The following is a 7197-nucleotide window of genomic DNA, read 5'->3' on the forward strand; positions in this document are numbered from 1 at the left end:
CCGACACGCGCGTCAACCAGCTCGCTCAGTCCCGCTACCGCGTTTTTCACCATTTCTAGGAACAATGCGCTGTCGATCGTTTCTGCGTCCTGCGATGTCTCGCCCATTTCGATGAACAACGTGCCATAGATCGGCCCCATAGAGCCGCCGATCTCCGAAAGCAGAACGTCTCCCAGTGTGATCAATGCCTCGGAGAATGTGCAATCCTGATCCGCGATGCGCTCTGCACAGATCGTGAATCCCTTGTTCATGTTGATCCCATGATCGCCGTCGCCAATCGCGCCGTCCACGGTACCCAGATAATCCTTATTTTCCTGGATGACCTTTATCATCTTTTCGACAATCACCTTGCCGTCGCTGTTTTTAAACTGTTCCATCATTTTTTCCTTTCAAACCTACAGACTTACAAGCCCGCTGCACGAAGCCTCCATGTCCATCAATTCCTTCAGCTCGTTGTCAAGCTTCATCACCGTAAGCGTTGCGCCCATCATCTCAAGCGAAGTAAACAGGTTTCCCACGTAGCTGCGATGGATATTGATCCCGTCTTTTTCGATCAGGCTGGCCGCTTCGCCAAAGAGGATATACTGTTCCATGACCGGCGTTGCGCCCAGGCCGGAAACAAGTACCACGACCTCGTCGCCTGCCGCAAAGAAAGCTTCGTTTTTGATGATATCCCACATACGCTGCGCGATCTTGTCCGCTGTTTCTACCTTTGCAACGTCCACGCCCGCTTCGCCGTGGTGACCGATGCCCAATTCCATCATACCGTCCGCAATGGTGAAGTTCGGATGCCCGACCGCAGGGATTGTGCACGAGGTCAGGCCGATGCCGATGCTCTTTGTATTATCGACTGCTTTTTGCGCCACACGTATCACTTCATCAAGGCTCGCACCTTTCGCCGCCATAGCGCCGCCGCATTTCCACATCATGATCTCGCCCGCAACGCCGCGTCTTTTCTGCTGCTCGTCTTTTGGCGCAGAAGCAACGTCGTCGTTTGCCACCACTGTTTTAACGGTGATGCCCTCTTTTTGCGCCATCCTGACCGCCATTTTCACGTTCATGTTGTCGCCTGCATAGTTTCCGTAAAGGCATGCCACACCATTGCCGCGGTCTGCTTCCTTGATCGCATTGAAAAAGGATTTCGCCGTAGGGGAAGAAAAAATCTCCCCTACCGCAACTGCATCCAGCATATTTTTTCCCACATATCCGAGGAACGCAGGCTCGTGGCCCGAGCCACCGCCCGTAACCACGCCGACTTTCCCGCTGTCATACTGACACGTGGATTTTATCACGCGCGGGTCGTCTGTCGCTTCCACAGCGAAAGCGTTGGCCTTAAGATAGCCTTCCAGCATATCCTCGACCATTCTGTCCGCGTCTTTCAAAATTCTTTGCATATCTTACCTCATTCTACGTTTCTGTGCCGTTTTTCCATTTTTTCGTAAGTGATATCCGGATTCTCGTCAACCATTTTGATGCAGATCATGTCAAGAACAATGAGCAGACTCTGTTCAAAGAGGTTTCCCATCGGCTGTACAGACGGCGCTACATCGTCTTTTCCGCCATATACCTGCCCTGGGATAAAGAGCACGAAGTCCGCAAGCTTTACCGCGGCTCCGCTGGGCGATCCTGTAATGATCAGTATCCTCGCCCCGTTTTCCTTTGCCCTCTCGCACACATAGCGGATATGTCCGATGTCTCCGCCGCCGATCGTTGCTACAAGCAGATCGCCCTTGCCAATCCCCGGCGTCGTGTCGTCCCATATCCAGTGGACTTCCTTGCCCATGTGCGTCATTCGCATCGCAAAGGCACGCGTCATCATTCCCTCGCGCCCCACGCCGATGAAAAACAGTCTGTCATGCGCATTGATCTCACCAATGAACGCATCGATCATATCATCGTCTATCCTTGAAAATACATCCCTGTATTCTTCGATTATTTTTGAACCCAGCTCATGAAAATCCATGATTTACTCCTCACTCGTTTGCCGTAGCCTGCTTATTAAGCTGCTGATGCAAAAGCTTTTTCTGCCTCTTGATGTCCATCGAGTCGACCAGCTTGTTGAGGAACAAGATTCCGATCAACATCAGACCCCAGATCATCTTCTTTGCGTACGGCGTGAACTGCCACAGTGTAAACGCACTCTGCAACACCTGTATCGAGATCAGCGCAAGGATGATACCGAGTATCTTTCCTTTACCGCCGGACGGGCTGATGCCGCCAAGAACGCAGACCAGAATCGCCTGCAGGAGGTATGTGTCGCCATAGCCGACCTTTGCCGAGTTAACGCGCGCAATGATCATAAGCCCTGCGATACCTGCCATCAATCCTGCCATTGCATAGATGATAATCACGTCTTTTTCGTTGTTGATGGCGGAAAAGCGTGCTGCCGTATGGTTCTCGCCGATCATATATACCTTTTTACCAAATCCCGTGCGCCCCATAACGAACATCAGTACGATCGCCGTCACAAGGAATAGAATGAATACCGCCGGGACGCCCCCCAGTTCAGCCGTACCGAACGAGGTGAATTCTTTCGGAAATCCCGTAAGCCCTTTGCCGCCCGTAGCCGCCATGCTGATCCCGTTGTAAAGGATCATTGTGCCCAGTGTCGCAACGATCGGGTTCACAGAGAATTTCGTGATCAGCGTACCGTTGAACGCACCACACACGGTCGCTACCACGATGGCAACGATGACCGCCAGCACGATGCATCCATTGACGCCAAGCGACGCCATCAGGCCTTCGTTCGTCATCACAAATGCCGCACAGATGCCGGCCAGGTTTGCGTTTGCAACAATGGAAAGGTCAATGCCCCCAAGAAGCATCGCAAGCCCCATTCCCAAGGAAAGCACAGCAAATTCTGAAATCTGGAACGCCATACTCGAGAGGTTTCTCTCATTATACATTTTGTCTCCCAGCACCACTGCCATCGCGATCATAATGCCTATCGTGACAAAAATCAGGATGCTGAAATTCAAATCTTTTCTCAATAACGTTTTTAATTTAAGCATAATTTTTCCTCCCTCCTCTTATTCTGTGAAGATAAACATCTTCCTGTTTTTCTTTCTTTCCTGCCAGGATGTCATAACGATACTGAAGATCAGTATGACGCCCAAGAACAAATCGTTCCAGGAAGAGGAAAGCCCTAAGAAGATAAGAGTCGTGTTCAGCAGATACATGATCACCACACCGAGGATCGTACCTAAGATGGTGCCCTGTCCACCGGAAACCCTCGCTCCGCCGATAATGACCGCAGCGACGATCGTAAGCTCCGTTCCAACCAGCGTAACCGGGTTACACGCGTTGATACCAGCGATGTAGAGCATACCCATGATGCCGCTCAAAACGCCCATATATCCATATACGAACAAATGTGTCTTCCAAATGTTGAAGCCTGCTCTGCGTGCCGCCTCCGGAGAACATCCCAGCGCGAAAATGCTCTTTCCGAGCATTGTCCTGTGCAGGATGAACCATGTCAACAAGATGACGGCGACAATGATGATAATAAAGACAGATAATCCTACCTCACTGCCGAACGCATCCTTAAAGGCAAACAGCTTGGCATTGCCGAATTCTGTGATCGCTTTCGGGATATCGACCGAGCCGATGTTCTTCGTGCCAATGAACGTCAGAAGGAATCCCTGATACAGACCGGATGTTGCCAGCGTAATAATAAAGGGCTCCATCTTCGTTACATGAATCAGTACCGCGTTGATCAGCCCCAATACCAGGCCAACCGCACATGAGATCAAAAACGCGACTAAAATATTGTTTACACCCGTTGCCATCAGCGTTGTTGTCGCCACATACCCGCCAAAGATCGCGATCGCGGTAAACGATACGTCGATGCCGCCTGATATCACGACGAGCAGAAGCCCCATCGCGACGACCATGGTCGGTGCTGCGGATTTCACCATATCAAACAGTGTTGCAGCATTCAAAAACTCAGGGTTCACGATCGAAACGATGATACAGTACGCTACAATGATAAAGACCAAAAATAGCTCTGTCGTTAATCCCTTTTTCTCTTTGACTGCATTTGCTTTTGCCATCATACCGCTTCACTCTCCCCACTCTTCGTTTGCAAATGAAGATTATTGATAACGTCCATGATCTTTGTCTCGATCTGATCGTCCTTCATTGCCTCATCGTCAAATTCCTTGACGATCTCGCCCTTAAACATAACGGATACGCGGTTGCAATTCGCCACGATCTCCTCGATTTCGTCTGAAATCAGAATGATCGCAAGACCTTCATGCGCCAGCTTCTGTATCTGTTCATAAATTTCAGATTTCGATCCGATATCTACGCCGACTGTAGGGCTGTCCAAAATAAACAGCTTCGGTTCCGTCGCGACCCATTTTCCTAAAACGACCTTCTGCTGGTTTCCGCCGGAAAGCGTTTTGATCTTTGTCTGCGCATTGGGAATCTTTACCTTAAAACGTTTGATAGACTGATCCGCAAGTTCCAGTCTGCTTCCTTCGTGCAATATCCCCATCTTATTGGTGACCTTGTCAAACGCCGCAGACGAAACATTGTCCGTCAGGTCCTTGTCGAGCAGCAGGCCCTGTGTGCTTCTGTCTTCCGGCAAAAGCGCAATGCCCTTTTTGACCGCGTCGACAGGGCTCGATATCTTTGTTTCTTTTCCGTTGAAATAAATCTGCCCCGCATCGACCGGATTAAGCCCGAATATCGAAAGCGCAAGCTCTGTCCTGCCCGACCCAAGAAGCCCTGTGAGTCCCATAATGTCGCCCGGGCGGACTGCCAGATTGATGTTTTCAAATTGCTTGGATTTGGATAATCCCCTAAGCTCCAGAAGGTTGTCCGTATCCGTATTGGTACGCGAGTACCGCGAATACTCGATCTCACGTCCCGTCATATAATAGATAAGTTTCATGCGGTCGATATCATCTTTTTCAATATCCGCAACCTGTTTTCCGTCACGGAAAACCGTGATGGAGTCGGCAACCGACATCACCTCGTCAAGCTTATGACTGATAAATACGATCGCAAGACCTTTTTCCCTCAACATATTTACAATTTCAAGTAATTTCTCAATTTCAGATTTTGTGAGCGCCGTCGTCGGCTCGTCCATAAAGAGGATTTTCGCGTCGAGAGCAAGCGCGCGGCAAATCGCAATGATCTGCCTGTTGGCGATCGACACCGTCTGCACCTTTGCGTCAAGGTCCATCGTTACGCCGATCTTTTTTAATGATTCTATTGCGATCCTTTTGATCTCTTTCTTGTCGATCAGGCTCTTTTTTTCCTTGATCATTTTATTGAGCGCGATGTTCTCCGCCACCGTCATATTGGAAAACAATGATAAATCCTGATAAATTACCTGTACGCCGGCATTGATTGCGCTGATCGCGTTCGATTTTAACTGTTTTTCCCCACTGATATAAATATCCCCGCTGTCCGCCGGTTCGATTCCTGCAATGATCTTAACAAAAGTAGATTTCCCGCTTCCGTTTTCTCCGGCCAAACATTTCACTTCACCTTGTTTTATGGTAACGCTGACATCGTCGAGCGCCTGTACGCCGACATAGCTTTTACTGATGTGCTCCGCCACCAAAACTTTATTATCCACTATTAGCCCTCCTCCTTAACAAAATTGTTCTGCTGCCCCCAAGCGGGGCAGCAGAACAACCGGTCATTGGCCTTACGCCAATTTTGCTTTTTGCTTAGAAATAAACCGCTTCGTCGTGAAGGTTATCTTTCGTGAATACGATCGGAGCATTCGCAACGATAGCAGTCCCGTCTACAGCAACCTTTTCGTAGCCAGCTTTGTCAAAAGCCATACCGTCTTTGATCTCTTCGCCCTTCAGAACTTTAAGAGCGATTTCGCATGTAACATAACCAGCATCTGCCGGTCTCCAGCACAGACCTACATCCATGGAACCATCTTCGATGTAAGCACCCGCCTGAGACGGAACTGCTGTGCTGACAAGAGCGATATCCTGTCTGCCTCTTTCCTGCAGAGCCTGGGCGATACCAGCGCCCGAAGCTGCGCTGTCCGTGAAGCCTTTGATGTCAGGCGTCGCTTTCAGAACTTCAAGAGCCTTGTCATATGCGATCTGGTTGTCGTTTTTGTCTTCGTACGGTTCGGGTGTGATGCATTCGATTTCCGGATAGTTTTCAGCCAGATAATCAACTGCGCCCTGCCACCATTCCATGTGCGGAACCATTGTCAGCATGCCTACGAAGGAAGCAAATTTGCCTTTGCCGTCCATCTGTTTTGCAAGGTTTTCGCCAAACAGTTTGCCCTGTTCTGCATTATCGATTGCTTCCAGATCATAGTCAACGTGGTCTAAGATGTCCGGGCCTTCGTGAGAGATAACAACGATGCCAGCTTCTCTTGCTTTGTCAAGAGCCGGGATCATGGACTGTGCGTCATTCGGAACAACACAGATTGCGTCAACACCCTGCGCGATCAGGTCTTCGACCATCTGCAGCTGTTTTGCCGGGTCGCCGCCTTCCGGAGCGATCTGGTAAGCATTTACGCCTGTGTCCGCCGCGAACTGGTCAACACCGATTCTCATGTCGTCAAACCATGTAATACCTTCATGCTTTGCCACCATAACGATCGTGATGTCCTTGTTCTCTTTGTCCGTTGCAGCACCAGCCGCTGCGGATTCGGACGCCGCCGGAGCGTCTGCCGATTCAGATGCAGCCGCAGATTCCGATGCAGCCGGAGCCGCGGAGTCGGATGCAGCCGGAGCTGCTGTACAGCCTGCGAAGATCGCAACTGCCATCAACACTACTACGATGAGACTAACTACTTTTTTCATTTCTTTTCCTCCATTTTCTTTTTTTTACCTTACAGTAAAATATTAAAAACTTGCATTAATTATCTTTGTCTTGTTTGCGGGCGTCGATCTTTTTGACCAGCGGCACAAGGTCCTTGTAGCTGTCCTTGACCTGCTCATAAAGCTCGCGGTATATCTTGTACATATCATTGTATATTTCATGGTTCTTCGCGTCCGGCTCTGTTTCATCCGAAAGCTTGACCCAGTCTTTTACTACGTTGCAATCCTTAAATACGCCTGCGCCCACGCCCGCGAGGATCGCGTCGCCCACCGGTGCGCCCATCGAGTTGCTCATGTAAATACCGGGGATGCCGAGAGCGTCGGATATGATCTGCCTCCATATCCTGCTTTGCGCGCCGCCTTCGCCCATGATGAGCGGCATGTTCAT

At 49.9% G+C, this 7197-nt stretch carries 7 protein-coding genes and 1 pseudogene; all 8 read right to left on the minus strand.

The window, feature by feature from the left end; all coding sequences use genetic code 11:
- Positions 1 to 380: dihydroxyacetone kinase family protein (locus tag VB081_RS11915; protein WP_323401020.1), on the minus strand; the 380-nt coding region annotated here is incomplete at its 3' end.
- A 15-nt stretch (positions 381 to 395) separates the two neighbouring features.
- Positions 396 to 1394 carry a dihydroxyacetone kinase subunit DhaK gene (locus VB081_RS11920; RefSeq protein ID WP_323401021.1) on the minus strand — a complete coding sequence of 333 codons (999 nt, stop codon included), beginning with the start codon at positions 1392 to 1394 and terminating at the stop codon, positions 396 to 398.
- Positions 1395 to 1402: 8 nt separating this feature from the next.
- Entirely contained in the window at positions 1403 to 1963 is a 561-nt protein-coding gene (locus VB081_RS11925; protein ID WP_323401022.1) for an SIS domain-containing protein, read from the minus strand.
- Between the two features lie 10 nt (positions 1964 to 1973).
- Entirely contained in the window at positions 1974 to 3011 is a 1038-nt protein-coding gene (locus tag VB081_RS11930) for an ABC transporter permease (RefSeq protein ID WP_323401023.1), read from the minus strand.
- 18 nt (positions 3012 to 3029) lie between these two features.
- Positions 3030 to 4055, minus strand: coding sequence for an ABC transporter permease (locus VB081_RS11935; RefSeq protein ID WP_323401024.1), 1026 nt, complete (start codon positions 4053 to 4055; stop codon positions 3030 to 3032).
- Complete coding sequence (locus tag VB081_RS11940) at positions 4052 to 5590, minus strand: sugar ABC transporter ATP-binding protein (RefSeq protein ID WP_323401025.1); 1539 nt, start codon at positions 5588 to 5590, stop codon at positions 4052 to 4054. The genes VB081_RS11935 and VB081_RS11940 overlap by 4 nt, the downstream gene beginning before the upstream one ends.
- Before the next feature lie 94 nt (positions 5591 to 5684).
- A complete protein-coding gene (locus VB081_RS11945; RefSeq protein ID WP_323401026.1) occupies positions 5685 to 6791 on the minus strand; it encodes an autoinducer 2 ABC transporter substrate-binding protein in 1107 nt (368 codons plus the stop codon).
- Between the two features lie 55 nt (positions 6792 to 6846).
- A pseudogene (locus VB081_RS11950) lies at positions 6847 to 7197 on the minus strand (carbohydrate kinase); the annotation flags it as partial.

Source organism: Christensenella sp., assembly GCF_034927525.1.
Lineage (GTDB): Bacteria > Bacillota > Clostridia > Christensenellales > Christensenellaceae > Christensenella.